This window comes from Phycicoccus flavus, assembly GCF_004025965.2.
Taxonomy (GTDB): Bacteria; Actinomycetota; Actinomycetes; order Actinomycetales; family Dermatophilaceae; genus Phycicoccus; species Phycicoccus flavus.
The window spans coordinates 36,552-54,861 of record NZ_SAYU02000024.1; the positions used below are offsets into that span (position 1 = coordinate 36,552).

General features: G+C 74.3%; 17 protein-coding genes and 1 pseudogene. 1 reads left to right on the forward strand and 17 read right to left on the reverse strand.

Going from position 1 to position 18,310, the window contains the following annotated elements; genetic code table 11:
- Window positions 1-52: 52 nt before the first annotated feature.
- The 12 genes and pseudogenes from EPD83_RS09035 to EPD83_RS20855 all read right to left on the reverse strand — a co-directional run.
- Window positions 53-1,126: a 3-isopropylmalate dehydrogenase gene (locus EPD83_RS09035; protein ID WP_128366094.1), complete on the reverse strand. Its 1,074-nt coding sequence runs from the start codon at window positions 1,124-1,126 to the stop codon at window positions 53-55.
- An 84-nt stretch (window positions 1,127-1,210) separates the two neighbouring features.
- Window positions 1,211-1,306, reverse strand: a complete 96-nt coding sequence (locus EPD83_RS09040; protein WP_128366093.1) for a 3-isopropylmalate dehydrogenase — start codon at window positions 1,304-1,306, stop codon at window positions 1,211-1,213.
- A 423-nt stretch (window positions 1,307-1,729) separates the two neighbouring features.
- Window positions 1,730-3,316: a phosphoglycerate dehydrogenase gene (serA, locus tag EPD83_RS09045; RefSeq protein WP_128366092.1), complete on the reverse strand. Its 1,587-nt coding sequence runs from the start codon at window positions 3,314-3,316 to the stop codon at window positions 1,730-1,732.
- 151 nt (window positions 3,317-3,467) lie between these two features.
- A complete protein-coding gene (locus EPD83_RS09050) occupies window positions 3,468-3,962 on the reverse strand; it encodes a DedA family protein (RefSeq protein WP_128366091.1) in 495 nt (164 codons plus the stop codon).
- A 105-nt stretch (window positions 3,963-4,067) separates the two neighbouring features.
- A complete protein-coding gene (gene ilvC, locus EPD83_RS09055) occupies window positions 4,068-5,099 on the reverse strand; it encodes a ketol-acid reductoisomerase (protein ID WP_128366090.1) in 1,032 nt (343 codons plus the stop codon).
- A 57-nt stretch (window positions 5,100-5,156) separates the two neighbouring features.
- Window positions 5,157-5,669, reverse strand: a complete 513-nt coding sequence (gene ilvN, locus EPD83_RS09060; protein WP_128366089.1) for an acetolactate synthase small subunit — start codon at window positions 5,667-5,669, stop codon at window positions 5,157-5,159.
- Between the two features lie 2 nt (window positions 5,670-5,671).
- On the reverse strand, window positions 5,672-7,510 hold the full coding sequence (locus EPD83_RS09065; RefSeq protein ID WP_128366097.1) for an acetolactate synthase large subunit: 1,839 nt from the start codon (window positions 7,508-7,510) through the stop codon (window positions 5,672-5,674).
- Between the two features lie 307 nt (window positions 7,511-7,817).
- Complete coding sequence (locus EPD83_RS09070; protein ID WP_165566493.1) at window positions 7,818-9,389, reverse strand: hypothetical protein; 1,572 nt, start codon at window positions 9,387-9,389, stop codon at window positions 7,818-7,820.
- Window positions 9,386-10,171 carry an ABC transporter ATP-binding protein gene (locus EPD83_RS09075; protein ID WP_235950434.1) on the reverse strand — a complete coding sequence of 262 codons (786 nt, stop codon included), beginning with the start codon at window positions 10,169-10,171 and terminating at the stop codon, window positions 9,386-9,388. Before EPD83_RS09075 ends, EPD83_RS09070 begins: the two co-directional genes overlap by 4 nt.
- Window positions 10,164-11,864, reverse strand: coding sequence for a dihydroxy-acid dehydratase (ilvD, locus tag EPD83_RS09080; RefSeq protein WP_128367828.1), 1,701 nt, complete (start codon window positions 11,862-11,864; stop codon window positions 10,164-10,166). The genes EPD83_RS09075 and ilvD overlap by 8 nt, the downstream gene beginning before the upstream one ends.
- Before the next feature lie 85 nt (window positions 11,865-11,949).
- Entirely contained in the window at window positions 11,950-13,029 is a 1,080-nt protein-coding gene (locus tag EPD83_RS09085) for a PASTA domain-containing protein (RefSeq protein WP_128368498.1), read from the reverse strand.
- A 128-nt stretch (window positions 13,030-13,157) separates the two neighbouring features.
- Window positions 13,158-13,262, reverse strand: a pseudogene (locus EPD83_RS20855) (DUF2510 domain-containing protein); the annotation flags it as partial.
- 195 nt (window positions 13,263-13,457) lie between these two features.
- On the opposite strand from EPD83_RS20855, the gene EPD83_RS09095 reads away from it, so the two are divergent.
- Complete coding sequence (locus EPD83_RS09095) at window positions 13,458-14,468, forward strand: SDR family NAD(P)-dependent oxidoreductase (protein WP_165566494.1); 1,011 nt, start codon at window positions 13,458-13,460, stop codon at window positions 14,466-14,468.
- Here the strand turns inward: EPD83_RS09095 and EPD83_RS09100 are convergent.
- From EPD83_RS09100 to EPD83_RS09120, 5 genes are all read right to left on the reverse strand, one after another.
- Entirely contained in the window at window positions 14,426-14,980 is a 555-nt protein-coding gene (locus tag EPD83_RS09100; RefSeq protein ID WP_164896805.1) for an oxidoreductase, read from the reverse strand. The genes EPD83_RS09095 and EPD83_RS09100 overlap by 43 nt on opposite strands.
- On the reverse strand, window positions 14,977-15,843 hold the full coding sequence (locus EPD83_RS09105; RefSeq protein ID WP_165566495.1) for a methyltransferase domain-containing protein: 867 nt from the start codon (window positions 15,841-15,843) through the stop codon (window positions 14,977-14,979). Before EPD83_RS09105 ends, EPD83_RS09100 begins: the two co-directional genes overlap by 4 nt.
- Window positions 15,844-15,895: 52 nt before the next feature.
- Window positions 15,896-16,420 (reverse strand): SixA phosphatase family protein, encoded by a 525-nt coding sequence (locus EPD83_RS09110; RefSeq protein ID WP_165566496.1) that lies wholly within the window; start codon window positions 16,418-16,420, stop codon window positions 15,896-15,898.
- An 89-nt stretch (window positions 16,421-16,509) separates the two neighbouring features.
- Entirely contained in the window at window positions 16,510-18,039 is a 1,530-nt protein-coding gene (gene gatB / locus EPD83_RS09115; protein ID WP_165566497.1) for an Asp-tRNA(Asn)/Glu-tRNA(Gln) amidotransferase subunit GatB, read from the reverse strand.
- The coding region (locus tag EPD83_RS09120; RefSeq protein ID WP_268951198.1) for an amidase family protein at window positions 18,036-18,310 on the reverse strand (275 nt) is incomplete at its 5' end. The genes gatB and EPD83_RS09120, both read right to left, overlap by 4 nt.

Consider the following 18,310-nt stretch of genomic DNA (forward strand, 5'->3'; position numbering starts at 1 on the left):
GGCGGAGGGGCCGCGGTGACGGGACGCGGCGGTCCCGTGGTGGCGCGTGGGGTCAGAGCCGGGCGGCGATGGCGTCGCCGACGGCGCTCGTCGAGCGCGGGGTGGTGCCCCGCTCGGCGAGGTCGGCGGCCACCGCCCGCTCTACTCGCCCGGCGGCGTCGGGCAGCCCGACGTGCGCGAGGAGCATCGCCACCGAGAGCACGGTGGCGGTGGGGTCGGCGGCCCCCTGCCCGGCGATGTCCGGCGCGGAGCCGTGGACCGGCTCGAACATGCTCGGGAAGCGGCCCTCGGGGTTGATGTTGCCGCTGGCCGCGAGCCCGATGCCGCCCGCGATGGCGGCGGCGATGTCGGTGATGATGTCACCGAAGAGGTTGTCGGTGACGACGACGTCGAAGCGGCCGGGGTCGGTGGCGAGGAAGATCGTCGCGGCGTCGACGTGCTGGTAGGCCGTGGTGACCTCGGGGAACTCGGCGCCGACCTCCTCGACGGTGCGCCGCCAGAGGTGCCCGGCGTGGGTGAGCACGTTGTGCTTGTGGACGAGGGTCAGGTGCCGGCGCGGGCGCGCCTGGGCGCGGGCGAACGCGTCGCGGACGACGCGCTCGACGCCGAAGCGGGTGTTCACGCTGACCTCGGTGGCGATCTCGGCGGGGGTGCCGGTGCGCAGCGACCCGCCGTTGCCGACGTACGGACCCTCGGTGCCCTCGCGGACGACGACGAAGTCGATGCCGTCCGGGGCGACCCGCTCGACGGCGAGCGGCGACTCCACGCCCGGGTAGAGCTTGGCCGGGCGGAGGTTGACGTAGTGCTCGAGGGCGAAGCGCAGCGGCAGCAGCACGCCCCGCTCGAGCACACCGCTCGGGACGCCGGGGTCCCCGATGGCGCCGAGGAGGATGGCGTCGTGCTCGCGGACCTCGGCGAGGACCGAGTCGGGCAGGGTCTCCCCCGTCGCGTGCCAGCGGCGGGCGCCGAGGTCGTACTCGGTGGTCGTGACCTTCGGCCCGTCGGTGCCGACCGCGGCCTCGAGGACCTTGAGACCCTCGGCGACGACCTCGGGCCCGATGCCGTCGCCGGCGATGACGGCGAGGTCGAGGGCGGTCGGGGCCGTCGGGGACGGGGCGTCGCTCATGGTGCTCAGCGTAGGAGCCGAGTCCGGGATGCGGACGGCCGTCCCAGCCGCTGAGCGGGCGGGACGGCCGTCGGCACGTCCGGCTCAGTCCTCGCTGTGGCCCTGGTCGCGCAGGTCCATCGACTCCTGCAGGGCCTGGCGGGCCATGGCCGCCTCGTCGTAGGTGGGCTCGGTGTTCATCGTCTCGTCTCGCATTCCGCGGCCGTGCCGCGTCGGGTGGGGTGGTCCGGGTGCTCGAGCCGGTGGGTGCACCGGCGAGCGGTCAGCGACGTCGCGGGGTCTCCGCGGCGAGGGTGCTGACTACCGGGCCTCGCCGCGGCCGGGAATGAGGAGTACCACGAGCCGCGTCATGGCTTCGACGGTAGATGGACGTCCTCGTACCGAGCACCCGGTTTCCACGATGTGGACCGGCGAGGTGGTGCCATCCGCGTCCGCGGACCGCGGACGATGCCGCGATCCGTCGTCGGGACCCGGCGCGACGACGGGATCCGTGGCCGCCGCGACGCATCCCCCGCCGTCGAGCAGGGGCGCACGCGCCCCGCCGCCGAACGGCCGCGGCGGGCCGCCCCGAGGGGTGACCCGCCGCCGGTCGCGTGCCCGGGCTCAGCCCAGGTCGACCGTCCTGACCGTGTCGGCGCCGATCTCGCGGCCGATGGCGGTGACGACGTCGTCCGGGATGGCGCTGTCGAGGGTGAGGGCGACGATCGCCGTGCCGTTCTCGTCGTGCGGCGAGACCTGCATCGCGGCGATGTTGACGTCGGCGTCGCCGAGGAGGCGGCCGATGGTGCCGATGACGCCGGGGCGGTCGGTGTAGGAGAAGAAGGCCATGTGCCGGCTCAGCGGCACCTCGAGGTCGTAGCCGTTGACGCCGATGACCTTCTGGACCATCTTCGGCCCGGTGAGCGTGCCGGCCACGGACAGGACCGTCCCGTCACCGAGGGTGCCGCGCAGCGTCGTGACGTTGCGGTAGGCCTCGCTGTGCGGGTCGGTGACGAGCCGCGACTCGATGCCGCGCTCCTTGGCCAGGAGCGGGGCGTTGACGTAGGTGACCGAGTCCTCGGTGAGGTCGGTGAAGATGCCCTTGAGGGCCGACAGCTCCCAGATGGAGACGTCGTGCGCGGTGATCTCGCCGCGGACCTCGACGTCGAGCTGGACCGGCACCGTCCCGGCGAGCGCGGTGAAGACCCGGCCGAGCTTCTCGACGAGGTCGATGCCCGGACGGACGTCCTCGTCGACGGCGCCGCCGGAGACGTTGACCGCGTCGGGCACGAGGTCCCCGCCGAGCGCGAGCCGCACCGAGCGGGCGACGGCGACGCCGGCCTTCTCCTGCGCCTCGTCGGTGGACGCGCCGAGGTGCGGGGTGACGACGACGGACTCGAACGCGAACAGCGGGCTGTCGGTGCACGGCTCGCTGGCGTAGACGTCGAGCCCGGCGCCGGCGACGCGGCCGTCGGCGATGGCCTCGGCGAGCGCGTCCTCGTCGAGCACGCCGCCGCGGGCGGCGTTGACGATCCGCACGGTCGGCTTGACCTTGGCCAGCGCCTCCTTGCCGATGAGCCCGAGGGTCTCGGAGGTCTTCGGCAGGTGGATGGTGATGAAGTCGGACTCGGCGAGGAGCTCGTCGAGGGTGACGAGCCGCGCCCCGAGCTGGCCGGCGCGCTGCACCGAGACGTAGGGGTCGTAGGCGAGGATCTCGACGCCGAAGCCCTTGAGGCGCTCGGCGACGAGCTGGCCGATGCGGCCGAAGCCGACGATGCCGACCTTCTTCTCGAGCAGCTCGACGCCCCCGTACTTGCTGCGCTTCCAGGCCCCGCCCTTGAGGGCCTCGTTGGCCGGGGCGATGTTGCGGGCGCAGGCGAGGAGCAGGCCGATGGCGAGCTCGGCGGCGGAGGTGATGTTGGACGTGGGCGCGTTGACGACCATGACGCCGGCCTTGGTGGCGGCGTCGATGTCGACGTTGTCGAGCCCGACGCCGGCGCGGGCGACGACCTTGAGCTCCCGGGCGGCGGCGAGGGCCTCGGCGTCGACCTTCGTCGCGGAGCGCACGAGGATCGCGTCGACGTCCGCGATCGCGGACAGCAGCTGGTCGCGGTCGGACCCGTCGGTGTGGCGGACCTCGAAGTCGGGTCCGAGGGCGTCGATGGTCGCTGGGGACAGCTCCTCGGCGATGAGCACGACGGGCTTGGTCACGACAGACTGCCTTCCTACGGTGGGGGTGGGGTCCCGGACGGCCTGGGGCGCGTCCTCCCGGCACGCCGATGTGGCGGGGTTTCCATCGTAGGGTCTGGCCCGCGGGGGCCCGGTCCGGCCCACGATGTGGTAACCGGCCCTCAGAGGACGCTCAGCCGGGGTCGGCCTCGGTGGTGGTGGCGACGTCGGCGGCGACGCCCGCGCGCAGCCGCGTGGTGAGCACGGCGACGACCGCGAGCAGCGCGACCGCCGCGGCCACGGTCCACCAGGGCACGCGCCCGAGCACGGCGTCGACCACCGCGAACCCGACCGTCGTGTAGACCACCGCCCAGAGCGCGCCCCCGAGGACGACGGCGGGGAGGAAGCGGCGCGGCGGCATGCGCAACAGACCGGCCGAGGCGTTGATGGCGCTCTGGAGGCCGACGGTGAGGTAGCCCAGGGTCACCGCCGGCGGGCCGACCCGGCGGACGAGCCGCTCGGCCCGGGCGACGAGCGGCCGGTCGAGGTGGTGGGCGAGGCGGGAGCGCGCTCCCCCGGCCCGCACGCCCCGCCCGAGGGAGTACAGCAGCAGGCCCCGGCCGGTCGCGGCGACCCACAACGTCCCGAAGACGGCCCACACCGGCCACTCGTCGAGGAGGTCGCGCACCCGCCCAGGGTAGGGCGGCGTGCGGGGCCCGCGGGCCCGCCGGCGGTGGCGGCAGCAGGATGCCCGGCCCCTCGGGGGGACCGGGCATCCCGGGTGACGCGGGGGTCAGCGGGCGGCGGAGCCCTCGACGTAGTCGCTGTCCTGCTCGGTGTCGATCCAGGCCATGAGGCCGCGCAGCTGCTTGCCGGTCTGCTCGATCGGGTGCTGGGCGCCCTTCTCGCGCATCGCCGTGAACTCCGGCGCGCCGGCGTCCTGGTCCTCGATGAAGCGCTTGGCGAAGGCGCCGTTCTTGATGTCGGCGAGCACCGCGGCCATGTTCTCCTTGACGTGCGGGTCGATGACCCGCGGCCCGGAGACGTAGTCGCCGTACTCGGCGGTGTCGGACACCGACCAGCGCTGCTTGGCGATGCCCCCCTCGATCATGAGGTCGACGATGAGCTTGAGCTCGTGGAGGCACTCGAAGTAGGCGACCTCGGGCTGGTAGCCGGCCTCGACGAGCGTCTCGAACCCGTACATGACGAGCTGCGAGGCGCCGCCGCAGAGCACGGCCTGCTCGCCAAACAGGTCGGTCTCGGTCTCCTCGGTGAAGGTCGTGCGGATCCCGCCCGCGCGCAGCCCGCCGATGGCCCGGGCGTAGGACTTCGCGAGGTCCCAGGCGGACCCGGAGGGGTCCTGCTCGACGGCGAGGAGGACCGGCACGCCGCGCCCGTCGACGAACTCGCGGCGGACGATGTGGCCCGGGCCCTTCGGGGCGACCATGAGGACGTCGGAGCCGGCCGGCGGCTCGATGTAGCCGAAGCGGATGTTGAAGCCGTGGCCGAACAGCAGCGCCGCGCCCTCCTTGAGGTTCGGCTCGATCTCGGCGGCGTAGAGGCCGCGCTGCACCTGGTCGGGCACGAGGACGACGACGAGGTCCGCCTGCGCGACCGCCTCGGCGACGGTGGTGACCGTGAGCCCCTCCGCCTCGGCCTTGGCCCGCGAGCGGGACCCCTCGGCGAGCCCGACGCGCACGTCGACGCCCGAGTCGCGCAGGTTGAGGGCGTGCGCGTGGCCCTGGCTGCCGTAGCCGATGACCGCGACCTTGCGGCCCTGGATCACGGACAGGTCGGCGTCGTCGTCGTAGTACATCTCGGCCATGGGAAGAGGCCTCTCCTTCGAAGTGGTCGGTCGTGCGGGGGTCTGGGAGGGCGCCGCTCAGGCGCTGCGCAGCGCGCGGTCGGTGATCGAGCGCGGGCCGCGGCCGATGGCGACGAGCCCGGACTGGACGAGCTCGCGGACGCCGAACGGCTCGAGCACCTCGAGCAGCGCGCGGAGCTTCTCGCCGGTGCCGGTGGCCTCGATGGTCAGCGAGTCGGACGCGACGTCGACGACCTTGGCCCGGAACATGGAGACGAACTCCAGCACCTGGCTGCGGGTGGCGGCGTCGGCGCGGACCTTGATGAGCATGACCTGGCGCTGCACGGCCGAGCCGGACTCCAGCTCGACGACCTTGAGCACCTCGACGAGCTTGTTCAGCTGCTTGGTCACCTGCTCCAGCGGCAGGTCCTCGACGTCGACGACGACCGTCATCCGCGAGACCTCGGCGTGCTCGGTCTCGCCGACGGCGAGGCTGTCGATGTTGAAGCCGCGGCGCGAGAACAGCGCCGCGATGCGGGCCAGGACGCCGGGCTTGTTCTCGACGAGGACGGACAGGGTGTGCTTGGACATCGTCAGGCCCCTTCGGAGTCGTCGTAGCCGTCGTCGGTGTCCACCGGCGGCTGCTCGACCGCCTCGGACTCCTCGCGGTCCCACTGCGGCGCGGTGTCGCGCGCCACCTGGATGAGGTCGTTGCTCACGCCGGCGGGCACCATCGGCCACACCATCGCGTCGCGGTGGACGACGAAGTCGACGACGACCGGTCGGTCGGTGACGGCCATCGCCTGACGGATCGTGTCGTCGACGTCCTCGGGCCGCTCGCAGCGCAGGCCGACGCAGCCGTAGGCGTCGGCGAGCTTGACGAAGTCGGGCACCCGCGAGCCGACCGAGGTGTGCAGGTCGGTGTTGGAGTACCGCTCGTTGTAGAAGAGGGTCTGCCACTGGCGGACCATCCCGAGGGAGGAGTTGTTGATGATCGCGACCTTGATCGGGATGTTGTTGATGACGCAGGTCGCGAGCTCCTGGTTGGTCATCTGGAAGCAGCCGTCGCCGTCGATGGCCCACACCGTGCGCTCGGGCTCGCCGACCTGGGCGCCCATCGCCGCGGGCACCGAGTACCCCATGGTCCCGAGGCCGCCGGAGTTGAGCCAGGAGTTCGGCCGCTCGTAGGAGACGAACTGGGCCGCCCACATCTGGTGCTGGCCGACGCCCGCGCAGTACACGGCGTCGGGGCCGGCGATGGCGCCGAGCCGCTCGATGACCAGCTGCGGCGAGAGCGTGCCGTCGTCCGGCGCGGTGTACCCGACGGGGAAGGTCTCCTTCCAGCCGGCGACCCGCTCGCGCCACTCGGTGTAGTCACCGCCCTGGCCGGCCTCGAGGTCGGCGTCGACCGCGTCGAGCAGGTCGGTGAGCACGGCCTTGCAGTCGCCGACGATCGGGACGTCGGCGCGGCGGTTCTTGCTGATCTCGGCGGGGTCGATGTCGGCGTGGACGACGCGGGCCTCGGGCGCGAAGGTCGACAACTGGCCGGTCACGCGGTCGTCGAAGCGGGCGCCGAGGGCGACGATGAGGTCGGCCTTCTGGAGGCCGGTGACCGCGGCGACCGAGCCGTGCATCCCCGGCATGCCGAGGTGCAGGGGGTGGCTGTCCGGCAGGGCGCCGCGGGCCATGAGGGTCGTGACGACGGGGATGTGGGTGAGGTCGACGAACCGGCGCAGCTCCTCGGCGGCCCGGGCGCGGATGACCCCGCCGCCGACGTAGAGCACCGGGCGCTCGGCGGCGGCGATGAGCCGGGCGGCCTCGCGGATCTGCTTGCCGTGCGGGCGGGTCACCGGGTGGTAGCCGGGCAGCGCGATCTTCGGCGGCCAGGAGAACGTCGTCCGCGAGGTGAGGACGTCCTTGGGGATGTCGACGAGCACCGGGCCGGGCCGGCCGGTGGCGGCGATGTGGAAGGCCTCGGCGACGACCCGCGGGATGTCGGCGGCGTCGGTGACGAGGTAGCTGTGCTTGGTGATCGGCATGGTGATGCCGCGGATGTCCGCCTCCTGGAAGGCGTCCGTGCCGATGGCGGAGGAGACGACCTGGCCGGTGATGGCGACGATCGGGACCGAGTCCATGTAGGCGTCGGCCAGCGGGGTGACGAGGTTCGTCGCGCCGGGGCCGGAGGTCGCCATGCACACGCCGACCCTGCCGGTGGCGGCGGCGTAGCCCTCGGCGGCGTGGCCGGCGCCCTGCTCGTGCCGGACGAGGATGTGCCGCACCGAGACCGAGTCCAGCAGCGGGTCGTAGGCCGGGAGGATGGTCCCGCCCGGGATGCCGAAGACGGTGTCGACCTCGAGGGCCTCGAGGGCCAGGACGAGGCTCTGCGCGCCGGTGACCTCGACCGGCGCCTTGGCTCGGGCCTGCTGGGCCATCTGCGCCGGGCTGGGGGCCGGGTGCAGGCCGGTCGGGGTCGCCGTCCTGGTCTCGCTCACGATGGGGTCACCGCTCTCTCGTTGCTGGGGGTGTGGCCGGGTCCGCGCACAAAAAAACCCTCCAGCCCCGGACGGGGACGACGGAGGGCGCGCGCCTGGTGCTGCGATTCAGGCGCGCGGACGAAGTACGAGGACGACTGCCACGCGATCACTGTCCCCCGGCGCCCCGTCCGTGTCAACCGGCGAGACGCCCGGTCCCATCATGCAAGACCCCCCGGGGTGGGCGATCCGGACGGTTCCCGGCCGGTCAGAACTGGGCCCGGCCGAGCTGGACGAGCAGCTCGGGGGCGCGGGCGTCGAGGCGCCTGCCCCCGACGACGACCCCGGCGACGAGCAGCCCGAGCCCGTAGAGCCCGCCGAACACGACGACGGCCCAGCCCCACGCGGTGTGCCCGCGGGTGAGCACCGCCGCGACGACGACCGGCGCGATGAGCAGCACCGGCCCGATGAACGAGATGAGCGCCGTGAGGCACCCCTGGGCCGCCCCGCCGGACGTCGCCGCGAACGGGTTGCCGCCGGTGCGCGGCGCCGTGCCCGGCAGGTACGCGCCGACGCCGACCGCGAGGGCGAGGGCGCCGAGGAAGGACGCGAGCACGACGGCGAGCCAGGGCAGCGGCTCCCCGATGACCCCGATCCACACCGACACGGCGAAGGTCAGCGCGACCGACGGCGCGAAGACGAGGGTCGAGGCGATGGCGCGGCCGAGCCGGTCCTCCCAGCCGCGCAGGCCGGTGGTCACGTGCAGCCACCAGGCCTCGCCGTCGAAGGCGAGGTCGTTCATGAGGGTCAGGCCGGCGAAGACGGCGAGGGTGACCACCCCGGTCCCGGCGAGGCCGGGCGAGCCGGTGATGACCGCCTGGAGGACGAAGAACACCGGGAGGACGGCGGTGCGCAGCGCGATGGCGACGAGACGGCTGTCGCGGTACCAGGCGCGGACCCGGCGGGCGGCGACGATGCCGGTCGGGGTGGACCCGAGCAGCACGGGCAGGATCCGGCCCCGGCCGATGCGCTGGCCCCCGCTGGAGGTCAGGGGCGAGGTGAGCATCCGCTCGAGCTGGCGCACCCAGACCGTCCACAGCACGACGAGCAGCCCGACGCCGAGCACGAGGTGGACGACCGCCGTGCTCCATCGGCCCTCGGCGACGTCCAGCGGCAGGGCCCAGCCCCAGCCGGACGGGAACCACGAGGCGGCCCGGGCCACCGGCCGGGCGTCGAGGTCGAAGAGGGCGTCGACCCGGCGCCCGCGGGCGGCGACGAGGTTGAGCGCCAGCGGCAGCAGCGTGGCGAGGGAGACGATGCTCGCGCCGACGAGGCGTCCGGCGTGACTCGTCATCACCCCGGCGAGCAGGGTCGTCACGGCCCGGGAGGCGAGGACGGCGGTGAGGACGCCGATGACCCCGCCGAGCACCGCCGCCGGGACCGCGCGCGGGGTGCCCGCCCAGGAGAAGCACTGCGCCACCGCGAGCAGCGTGAGCAGGAGGGCCGGCACGCCGGTGAGCGCGGCCGCGAGCAGCCCGCGGGCCAGCGTCCGGGCGCGCAGCGGCAGCACGGCGAACCGGGCGGGGTCCAGGACGTTGTCGACGCCCGCGGCGGCGAGCCCGAGGACGACCCACATGAGGGTCGCCGTCGTGAAGATCGGGACGGTGAGGGCGGCGACCCGGGGCGGGCGGAGCCCGAGCAGGCCGAGCGCGGGACCGAGGAGCCCGACGACGGCGAGCGCGGCGATGATGCCGACGACCGAGGACACGAGGTGCAGCGAGCTGCGGGTCATCGCCGTCCACCACATCCGGAACCGGAGCCGGACGACGAGTGCGGTCACCTCGGCTGCTCCGCGGCGCCGAGCCAGCCGAGGCCGTCGTCGGCGACGAGCTGCCCGGCGCCGACGAGCTCGAGGAAGCGTTCGTGCAGCGAGCCGCCCGCGGTGAGCGCGGTGACGGTGTCGACGGCGAGCACCCGGCCGCCGGCGACGACGGCCACCCGGTCGCACAGGCCCTCGACGAGCTCCATGACGTGGCTGGACATGACGACGGTCCCGCCGGTCGCGACGTAGCGGCGCAGGATGGTGCGGATGGCCTGGCCGGACACGGGGTCGACGGCCTCGAACGGCTCGTCGAGCACGAGCAGGCGGGGGGCGTGGATGAGCGCCGCGGCGAGGCTGATCTTCTTGACCATGCCGGCGCTGTAGTCGGCGACGACGGTGTTGGCGTCACCGGCCAGGTCCAGGACGGCCAGCAGCTCCTCGGACCGGGCGGCGACGTCCTCCGCCGGCATCCGGCGCAGGGCGCCGACGTAGCGCAGCAGCTCACGGCCGGACAGCTGCTCGAAGAGGCGCATGCCGTCCGGCGAGACGCCCATGACCGCCTTGGCCGCCGCGGGGTCGGCCCAGACGTCGATGCCGAGCACCCGCGCCGTGCCCGCCGTGGGCCGCAGCAGACCCGTCGCCATCGAGAGGGTCGTCGTCTTGCCGGCGCCGTTCGGCCCGACGAGCCCGAAGAGCGAGCCGCGCGGGACCGCCAGCGAGAGCTCGTGGACGACCCGGCGGCCGCGGAACTCCTTGACGAGGCCGGAGAGCTCGATCGCCGGCGGGGCGCTCTCAGTCACACACGGCGCCGGTGCTGGCACTGCGGACGAGCTTGCGGTACTTCGCGAGGACGCCGCGGGTGTACTTCGGCTCCGGGTGGGTGACGCCCTCCTCGCGGCGGCGCGCGAGCTCCTCGTCGTCGACGAGCAGGTCCAGGGTGCCGCCGGCGACGTCGAGCCGGACCCGGTCGCCGTCGCGGACGAAGGCGATGGGCCCCTCGTCGACGGCCTCCGGCGCGACGTGCCCGACGCACAGGCCGGTGGTGCCGCCGGAGAAGCGGCCGTCGGTGAGCAGCAGGACGTCCTTGCCGAGCCCGGCGCCCTTGATGGCGCCGGTGACCGCGAGCATCTCGCGCATCCCCGGGCCCCCCTTGGGGCCCTCGTAGCGGATGACGACGACGTCGCCCGCCTGCAGCGTGCCGTCCTCGACGGCGTCCATGGCCGGGCGCTCGCCGTCGAAGACGCGCGCCGTGCCCTCGAAGACGTCCTCGTCGAAGCCGGCGGACTTGACGACCGCACCCTCCGGGGCGAGCGAGCCGGTGAGGATGGTGATGCCGCCGGTCCGGTGGATCGGCTCCTGCATGGCCCGCACGACCTTGCCGTCGACGTCCGGCGGGGCGATGTCGGCGAGGTTCTCGGCCATGGTGCGGCCGGTGACGGTGAGGCAGTCGCCGTGCAGCAGGCCGGCGTCGAGCAGGGCGCGCATGACGACGGGCACGCCGCCGACGCGGTCGACGTCGGTCATCACGTACTGCCCGAACGGCTTGACGTCGGCCAGGTGCGGCACCTTCGCGCCGACCCTGCGGAAGTCCTCGAGGGTGAGGTCGACCTCGGCCTCGTGGGCGATGGCGAGCAGGTGCAGGACGGCGTTCGTCGAGCCGCCGAAGGCCATGACGACGGCGATGGCGTTCTCGAACGCCTCCTTGGTCATGATGTCCCGGGCGGTGATGCCGCGGCGGAGCAGCTCGACGACGGCCTCGCCGCTGCGCCGCGCGAACCCGTCGCGACGCCGGTCGGTGGCGGGCGGGGCGGCGGACCCGGGCAGCGACATGCCGATGGCCTCGGCGACCGACGCCATCGTGTTCGCGGTGTACATGCCGCCGCAGGCGCCCTCGCCGGGGCAGATGGCGCGCTCGATGGCGTCGACGTCCTCGCGCGGGATGAGCCCGCGGGCGCAGGCGCCGATGGCCTCGAAGGCGTCGATGATCGTCACCTGCTTCTCGGTGCCGTCCGAGAGCTTGGCGATGCCCGGCAGGATCGAGCCGGCGTAGAGGAAGACCGACGACAGGTCGAGGCGGGCGGCGGCCATGAGCATGCCCGGCAGGGACTTGTCGCAGCCGGCGAGCAGGACCGAGCCGTCGAGCCGCTCGGCGTTCATCACGGTCTCGACGGAGTCGGCGATGACCTCGCGGCTGACGAGCGAGAAGTGCATCCCGTCGTGGCCCATCGAGATGCCGTCGGAGACCGAGATGGTCCCGAACTCCAGCGGGTAGCCGCCGCCGGCGTGCACGCCGTCCTTGACGGCCTGCGCCAGCCGGTCCAGCGACAGGTTGCACGGGGTGATCTCGTTCCACGAGCTCGCGACCCCGACCTGCGGCTTGGCGAAGTCCTCGTCCCCAAGCCCCACCGCCCGGAGCATGCCGCGGGCGGCGGCCTTCTCGAGACCGTCGGTGACGTCACGGCTGCGGGGCTTGATGTCGGGGGTCGAGCTCATGCGCCACATCCTAGGTTCGGGTCCGGGCGCTCGCCCGGCCATCCGCGACACGGCCACGTCGGTGCGTGGGGGACCTCCCGGATCCCTACCCGTTCTCGCAGGCGATGCCGTCGCCGTCCGCGTCGAGGTCGTAGGGGTCGCTGCCCGTCACCCGGATCGGCCCGGTCGCATACTCGGGGCCGTTCCCGCTGCCCCCGGCGCAGTCGTAGTCCGACGCGGGCGCCAGGCAGGGCGAGTACCCGTCCGTGCAGTTCGAGGGTGGTGGCGGGGGCGGCTCCGGGATGACGACCTTCGCGACCGTGAGTGTCACAGCGCTGCCGGGACGACGGCGTTCACCTGCGGCAGGTGACTGGGACAGGACGCGTCCGGTCGTCCCCGACTCCACCACTCTCGTCCTGGTGCGAACCCGGAACCCGGCAGCGGAGAGGCGCTGCGCGGCAGCACTTCTCGACACCGTGAGAACCGCCGGGATCTCGGGGAAGGGAACACCGACCACCAGGGTCAGTCGCGTCCCGGGCCTCCTCCGGGTGTCCGCAGCGGCGGAGGTCCGAAGGACCCTCCCCACCTTCTGCATCGGCACCATCCGCGTCGTGACCCTCGTCCGGAAGCCCGCGGCCCGCAGGGCCAGGACACCCTTCACCTTCGTCTTACCCACGACCTTCGGCACCTTCGGATAGGGCGAGGCGACAACGAGCCGCACCCGTTCGCCCGGTCGCAGCGGGGTTCCGTCCGACACGCTCTGTCGCAACACCGTTCCGGCCGCCTCCGCCGACGGCCTGGAGGTGACCAGGACGGTCAGACCCGCGGACTCCAACGCCTCGAGCGCCTCACGCCGTGTCCGTCCTTCGACCGCCGGGACGACGACGGCCACCGCCGTCGGTCCGGGCGTCGCGCTCGGGACGACGGTCGCCTTCGCGGCGGGCTCCGCGATCGACTCCGGGAGAGGGGCCGTCGTGGAGGAGGCACTCGGGGACGCGGCAGCCACGGTCTCCACGGGGCGCACCGAACCGTCGTCGAGAACCGAACCGAGGACGAGCATGAGCACGACCGCGGCTGTGACGACACCCTTGAGCCCGAGGGAGGTGCCGCGGCGCAGCCAGAGTCCGACGAGGCCGACGGGGAAGCAGAGGACGAGGGAGGGATGACCGCCCACCACGTCTGCCACCAGGGGCGCCCGGCAGACGTCGTCCCGGGCCGCACGACGGCCGGTGCGGGAACCCGCGGTGGCGCGGCAGCCTCGGAGTACGTCAACGGTGGCGGCACCACGGCCGCACCACCCGGCGGCGTGCCGGTAGGGGCCGGGGCGCGGTGATCCGTCCAACGCGTGCCGTCCCAGTAACGGAGGGTGGAGGACATCTGCGGGTCGGGGTACCAGCCCGCGCGGGGCAGAGTTGTCACATCGACTCCTTGTCGGGGCTCGGCGCCCGCTCCACTCGGGCGGAGCCGTCGCCATCGCCGCGCCGCGAAGTGTCGCAGCAACGTCGAGGCATTGCTGCGTCACGGGACAAACCGCCGACGTCCACGCGGCCAGGACACCACACCACCGCCGCTCCCACCAGAGCCGAGCCCGCGGTGGGGTCTACCGTCATCGTCATGGGTGACCTCCCTGGGCTCGGCCCGCTCCTCGGGCGGGCCGTGGGCGCGGCGCCGCAGGCGCTCGACGCGGTGCTGGACCGGGCGGTCCTCCCCGGCTTCACCCGGGTCGGTCTCGGCGTCCGGCGGCGGCTGCCCGGCTGGCCGGCGGACCCCTCCCCCGGCGCACTGGACGGCCACGCCGTCGCGGTCACCGGGGCGTCCTCCGGGCTGGGCCGGCGCACGGTCCTGGACCTCGCGGCGCTCGGGGCGCGCGTCCACCTCGTCGTGCGGGACGTCGCGAAGGGCGACCGGGTGGCCGAGGAGGTCCGCGCGGCCGCCGGGCGCGAGGACGCCGCCCGGGTGTGGCGCTGCGACGTCGCCGACCTGGACTCGGTCCGCGCCTTCGCGGAGGCGTTCCTCGACGACGGCGGGCCGCTGCGCGGCCTCGTCCACAACGCCGGCGCGTTGCCGCCCCGGCGCACCGCCTCACCGCAGGGCCACGAGCTCACCGCCGCGCTGCACGTCCTCGGGCCGGTGCTCATGACCGAGTCGCTGCTGCCGTCGCTGTCCACCGGCGCCGGCCGCGTCGTCCTCGTCAGCTCCGGCGGCATGTACACCCAGCGCCTGCCGGTCGAGGACCCCGAGTACTCGCAGGGGCCCTACAGCGGGTCGGTGGCCTACGCCCGCAGCAAGCGCGGCCAGGTCGAGCTCCTGCCCCGGCTGGCCCGCCGGTGGGGCGGGCACGGCGTCTCCGTCCACGCGACGCACCCCGGCTGGGCCCGCACCCCCGGGCTCGACGACTCGCTGCCCGGCTTCTCGCGGGCGCTGCGACCGGTGCTGCGGACGGACGCCGAGGGCGCGGACACCACCGTCTGGCTCCTCGCCGCCGATCCCCCGCCGGGGTCCGGCCGGTTCTGGCACGACCGCCGGCCGCGACCCACGGCCGTCGTGCCGGGCACCGACCCGACCGAGGCGGACCGGGCGCGCTACTGGCGCTGGGCGGCGGACGCGGTCGGCCTCACGCCCTGACGGCGGGTGTCCCACCAGAGACGTCCCGAGAGCGGCTCGACGGCGAGGACGGCGGCCAGGGCCAGCAGGCACCCGGCGACGACGACGGCGTCGCCGGCCCGGACGGCACCGAGCAGGACGCCGGCGGTCGCGACGAGCGGGCGCACGAGCGTGAACGGCCCGAGGATCAACGCGGACGCGAGGTAGCCCCAGCGCCACCCGAGCACGACGTACGCGGCGAGCGCGGCCAGGACGACCGCCGCGTACGGCAGGTACACGGCGAGCAGACCGGTGCCCGCCCGGACGTAGGCGGCCGCGGGCCAGTCGCCCGGGGCGAGGGCGTGGCCGGCGGCGAGCACGGCCACCGGGAGCAGGAGCGCCGCCATGAGCCCGAGGCCCCGGCGGGCGGCCACCCGGTCACGGGCGCGGTGGTCGACGGCGCCGGTGCGCCCGAGCGAGGAGCGGAACCCGGCGAGCGCGCCGTCGAGCAGTCCGAGGGCCAGCAGGGCGCCGGCCACGACGAGCACCGTCACGGCCGGGTGCCCACGAGCGGGCGGACGACGTCGATGGCGCGGGGGTGCCAGCGCGGCCCCTCGAGCACGGCGTGCCGGTAGCCGGGTGCGCCGTCCCGGGCGGCGGCGAGCAGCACCGGCGCCGGGTGCGCCCGGCGGGCCGAGAGCACCCCGTCGTGCCGCGACACCGGCTCACGCATCCGCGCCCGGTGGAAGACCCACGCGCCGAGCGTCGACCAGAGGCACGGCGCGATGTCCCAGTGCGCCCACCCGGCGACACCGAGCCCCGCCTGGGCGCGGACCAGGGCGGTCAGCTCCTCGGTCGAGAGGTGGTGCAGGACACCGCTGGAGACGACGACGGTCCGTCCGGGCCGCTCCACCGCGACCCCGGGGGCGAGGGCGTCGCCGTGGACGAACCGGCAGGCGAGGTCCTCGTCCCGGCGCAGCCGCTCGGCCTCGGCGACGAGCACGGGGTTGAGGTCGACCCCGACGAGCTCGACGTCCGGGCCGAGCAGCCCCGAGCGGGCGAGCGAGCGGACGACGTAGCCGAGCCCGCAGCCGAGGTCGACGACGCGCACCGGGCCGGGACCGGCCGCCCGCAGCCGGTCGAGCACCGGGGCGAGTGTCGCCGCGACCCGGCGCGGGAACTGCAGCTCCTCGACGAGCCGGGTGAGCTCGCAGTGCACCCGCACGCCGAGGGCGTCGACCGCGTCGGGGTCGAGCACGTCGTCGGTGGCCGGCATCCGGGCGACGATCCGCGCGGCGCCGTGCTGGCCCGTGGCCCGCAGCCGGTCGACGACGGCCGAGCGCCGCACCGGCCGGCGGACGCCGTCGGCGGCGACGTCCCACAGCAGGTCGGTGATCTCGACGGCGTCGGCGCGCACGGGTGGGCGGGTTCGGCGGCGGGGTGCGGGGTCGGGTGGTGGAGCCGGCGGGTCAGCCGCGGGCGACGTGGAAGCGCTCGAGGCGGGCGTCGCCGGGTGCCATGTCGGACCAGCGGCCGGCGTAGCGCAGGACGGCGATGCCGCAGGTCGGGAAGCCCTCGGCCAGGGCGCGGTGCCCCTCCTCGCTGCCCTGGCCCTCGGCGAGCAGACCGGCCAGGGCCGGGATGCCGGGGGCGTGCCCGACGACCATGAGCACGTCGGCGTCGTCGTCGGCCTCGTGGACGACGTCGAGGATCGACTCCGGGGAGGCGTTGTAGATGCGGCGGTCGTGGTGGACCTCGCCCTCGGCGCAGCCCGCGTCCCACACCGCCTCGCAGGTCTGCCGGGTGCGCTCGGAGGTCGAGCACAGGACCTCGTCGACGCCGTAGCCGTGGCCGCAGAGCCACCGGCCGGCCTCGGTGGCGTCCCGGCGCCCGCGCGCGGTGAGCTCGCGCTCGTGGTCGCCGCCCGGGTTGGACTCCTCGGTCTTCGCGTGGCGCAGGAGGACGAGGGTGCGGTCGCGGGCGGCGCGGGTCATCCTCCGATGATGCCCCTTCGGCGCGAGGACGTCAGCCCCTCCGCGGTCTCCCCCGAACCTCTGCCGGCGGAGGTTCGCGGGGGGCGGGGTCAGGACTGGCCGAGCCTGTCGAGGATGATGCCGCGGGCGGCGCCGGCGTCGGCCTGACCGCGCATCTCCCGCATCACCTGGCCGATGAGCGCGCCGACGGCCTGGACCTTGCCGCCGCGGATCTTCTCGGCGACGTCCGGGTTGGCGGCGATGACCTTGTCGACCGCGGCCTCGAGCGCCCCGGTGTCCTGGACGAGCTCCAGCCTGCGGTTGTCGGCGACCTCGGTGGGGCTGCCCTCGCCGTCGAGGACGCCCTCCCACGTCTGCCGGGCCATCGGGTCGTTGAGCCGGCCGCTCGTCACGAGACCCTCGAGCTCGACGACGTGGGCCGGGGTGACCCCGAGGCGCGCGGCGTACGTCGGCACGTCCTCGCCCTCGGTGTTCGCGCGGCGGGCGACCTCGCCGGACCACCACTTGCGGGCGGCGGCGGGCGAGGCCCCGGCGGCGACGGTCTCGCCGACGAGGTCGACGAGCCCGGCGTTGAGCACGTCGCGCATCTCGAGGTCGCTGAAGCCCCAGTCGGCCTGGAGGCGGCGACGCCGCTCGGCCGGCGGCTCGGGCAGCGTGGCCCGCAGCGCCTCGACGGTCTCGCGCGAGGGCGCGACCGGCACGAGGTCGGGCTCGGGGAAGTAGCGGTAGTCCTCGGCGTCGGACTTGATCCGCCCGGCGGTCGTGATGCCGGTGTCCTCGTGCCAGTGCCGCGTCTCCTGCGTCACCAGGTCTCCGCGCGAGAGCACGGCGGCGTGCCGGCCGACCTCGTAGCGCACCGCCCGCTCCACCGAGCGCAGCGAGTTGACGTTCTTGGTCTCGGTCCGGGTGCCGAGCGTGCCGGACCCGGCCGGCGCCAGCGACAGGTTGACGTCGCAGCGCATCGAGCCCTGCTCCATCTTGACGTCGGACACCTCGAGCGCCTTGAGCAGGTCGCGCAGCGCCGAGACGTACGCGCGCGCCACCTCGGGGGCCTTCTGCCGGGTGCCGGTGATCGGCTTGGTGACGATCTCGATGAGCGGGATGCCGGCCCGGTTGTAGTCGACGAGGCTGTGCGTCGCGCCGTGGATGCGGCCGGTCGAGCCGCCGACGTGCAGCGACTTGCCGGTGTCCTCCTCCATGTGCGCGCGCTCGATCTCGACCCGGAAGGTCGAGCCGTCCTCGAGCTCGACGTCGAGATACCCGTCGAAGGCGATGGGCTCGTCGTACTGGGAGGTCTGGAAGTTCTTCGGCATGTCCGGGTAGAAGTAGTTCTTCCGCGCGAACCGGCACCACGTCGCGATCTCGCAGTTGAGGGCCAGCCCGATCCGGATCGCCGACTCCACACCCACCTCGTTGACGACCGGCAGCGCCCCCGGCAGCCCGAGGCACACCGGACAGACCTGCGTGTTCGGCTCGGCGCCGAAGGTCGTCGGGCAGCCGCAGAACATCTTCGTGTTCGTGCCGAGCTCGACGTGCACCTCGAGGCCGAGGGCGGGGTCGAACGCGGCCAGGGCGTCGTCGAAGGACAGGACCGGCTCGGTCCCGGTCGTGCTGCTCATGCCGTCACCTCCGCGAGGTCGGGGGCGCGGTCCAGGAGGGGGCCGCCCCAGGCCGCCGTGAGCCGCGCCTCGAGCGCGGCGCCGACGGCGTACATCCGGTCGTCGGCCATCGCCGGCGCGAGCACCTGGAACCCGGTGGGCAGTCCGTCCTCGTCGGCCAGACCGCTCGGGACCGACAGGCCCGGGATGCCGGCGAGGTTGGCCGGGATGGTCGCGATGTCGTTGAGGTACATCGCCATCGGGTCGTCGAGCTTGTCGCCGAGCCGGAAGG